The sequence below is a fragment of the Asticcacaulis sp. genome (assembly GCF_035497195.1).
GTDB lineage: Bacteria > Pseudomonadota > Alphaproteobacteria > Caulobacterales > Caulobacteraceae > Asticcacaulis.
Map to the genome: position 1 here is coordinate 1 of NZ_DATJDZ010000015.1, position 2756 is coordinate 2756.

The window sequence follows — 2756 nt, forward strand, 5'->3', positions numbered from 1 at the left end:
TACGATGCCTATGGCCAACTCGACATGCAGGCCAGCTACAAGGTCACCCCCCATCTGACCGCTTTCATCGAAGGGCTCAACCTGACCGATGAAAAGACCCGCTCCTATGCCGCCTATGAAGAACGCCTGCTCACGCTCGAACAACCAGGCAAACGCATAACTGCAGGCGTAAGAGCGACTTTTTAAAGGACAATCTGTACCGCCCGTGAGGGCAAGATACGCAACCCGGCCCGGCGTTTTTGGGCAAAATATATAAGTAATATATGTAATATATATGCGTGCCCGGCACGCGGGAGGATCAAGTGAATACCAAGTTGAAACTGTCGGCCATGATCTCGATGATGGCTATCGCCGCGGCGGCATTCCCCGCCCTGGCAGCCGAGCCTTTGTCTCTTACATCGCCGGATGGAAAAATCACCTTCACCTTCGAGCCTTCGAAGGGAGAGGACTCGCCGACCTATGCGGTGAGCCGCTATGGCGAGACCGTTATTTCGTCGTCTCCCTTGGGGATTGATCTCCTCTACACGAAGAATTTCGGGCCGTTCGATGTTGTCGACTCGAAAACATCTTCCGCTGACAACACCTATCCCCTCATTGCGACGAAGGCTGCGACCGCACGCGATCACTACAACGAGCTGTCGATCTCGCTGGTCGAGCGTACCGAAGGCCGGAAGATGGATCTGATTGTCCGTGCCTATGATGATGGCGTCGCTTTCCGCTACGTGCTCCCGCAACAGCCACAGCTTGGCGCCATCTCGATCGCCAATGAGCGTACCCAGTTCAACTTTCCCGACGATTACAATTGCTGGGGCCTGAATGTCGGCAGCATGGAATCGAGCCATGAGGGCGAATATGAACTGCTGAAGGCGTCCATGCCGCGCTGGTATAGCCTGTTCGATCCGCCTTTCACCTGCAAATCGACCTCAGGCAAGACGACCTTCGTCCTAACCGAGGCGGATCTGAAGGACTATAGCGGTCTTTATCTGCGCGGGCGTATGGATGGCGGCTACGGCATGCAGGCGCAATTGTCCTTGCGATACGATGACCGCCGCATCGCCGTGCGTCGTGATCTGGCGAAGGGGCCGGTCGTTACGCCGTGGCGTGTGGTCATGATGGCCGATCATGCCGGTGATTTGATCCCCTCGACCCTGATCGGCAATCTCAATCCGCAAAGCACTGGTAAGGACACCTCCTGGATCAAGGCCGGCAAGGCGGCATGGGACTGGTGGCCCACACCTTATGTCGCCCCGCCAAAGGGGCCGGGCATGACGCAGGATTATCTCAAATATCTGATCGATTTCGCGCAGAAATCCAACCTGCCGTATCTCTTGATTGATGAAGGCTGGAGCTACCGGCCCTATTATGAGCCGAACGAACTGACCAATGCGGATATCCTGCGCACCAAGCCGGGCATCGATATGCCTGCGCTCGTTCAATATGCCAAGGAACGCAATGTCGATCTCATGTTGTGGGTCCAATGGGATCTGTTGAACCCCAAGCTGACCCAGGCGCTCGATGTCTATCAGGCCTGGGGTATCAAGGGGATCAAGATCGATTTCATGACACGCGACGATCAGGACATGATCGATTTCTACCATCGCGTGATGGAAGAGACTGAACGCCGCCATATGGTGGTCGATATGCATGCGGCCTACCATCCGACAGGCCTTAACCGCACCTATCCGCACTTCCTGACTCAGGAAGGTGTCATGGGCGCGGAAAACAACAAATGGTCAGTTCGCGTTACGGCGCAGCATAACGTGACCATTCCCTTCACCCGTATGCTGCTGGGGCCGATGGACTACACGCCCGGCGGGTTTGGCAATGTGGCGCCGAAAGATTTCGTCATGCGCTGGCCCGATCCGGTTGTGAAGACAACGCGCGCCCAGAACCTGGCGATGTTTGTCGTTTACGAGAGTCCGCTACAGATGGTGGCGGATTCACCCAAACGATATGAAAACGCGGCGGGCTTCGACTTCATCAAGGAGGTGCCGGCCTCCTGGGACGAGACCCGGTTTATCGCGGGCGACATTGGCGACTATATAGTCATGGCGCGACGCAAGGGGACGGATTGGTATATCGGCGCCATGACCGACAAGGCTAGGACCGTCGATGTCCCGCTAGCATTCCTGAGTGACGGCAAGTTTTCCGCCCGTATTTGGCAGGACGGGAAGTTGCCGGCTGAGGTGGTCGAGACCAGCCAAACAGGTCTCGGCGAAGGCAACCGGCTGAGGCTCAAGCTGGCCTCCACCGGGGGCGCGGTCGTGCAACTGACACCTGCTACGCCGGCGAAGAACTAAACGAACCAGAAAACGACCTAAATAGGAAAGAGGAAGACTATGACCCGTAACCAACGGCCGATGAATCGTGCGCTTTTTTTGGCTGGTGTCAGCCTGGCGTGCCTGGCCACATCCCCCGCTCTCGCACAGACGGCAAATCCAACTGTAGCTACCCAGACTGATAATACGACTACCGTTATCGTCACCGGCACCCGCGCCTCGCTGGCGCGCGCCCTTGATGTCAAACGCCGCACCCTAGGTGTGGTCGACTCCATCGCGGCGGAAGATATCGGTAAGCTGCCCGATCAGAATGTGGCTGAGTCCCTTCAGCGCATACCGGGGGTATCGATCAATCGTCAGCAGGGGGAGGGGCGGTTCGTCACGGTGCGTGGCTTTGGCCCTGAGTTCAACACCGTCCTGCTCAATGGACGGGTGCTGGCCACCGATAACGATGGCCGCGAGTTCAGCTTCGACGTC

The 2756-nt window shown here is 57.2% G+C and carries 3 protein-coding genes; all 3 read left to right on the plus strand.

What is annotated here, in order from left to right:
- Window positions 1-186 (plus strand): hypothetical protein (locus VL130_RS08505; protein ID WP_325362401.1); only part of this gene is annotated, 186 nt, incomplete at its 5' end.
- Window positions 187-302: 116 nt separating this feature from the next.
- A complete protein-coding gene (locus VL130_RS08510; RefSeq protein ID WP_325362402.1) occupies window positions 303-2300 on the plus strand; it encodes a glycoside hydrolase family 97 protein in 1998 nt (665 codons plus the stop codon).
- Window positions 2301-2339: 39 nt separating this feature from the next.
- Window positions 2340-2756, plus strand: a 417-nt coding sequence (locus tag VL130_RS08515; RefSeq protein ID WP_325362403.1) for a TonB-dependent receptor plug domain-containing protein, incomplete at its 3' end; no start/stop codon positions are given.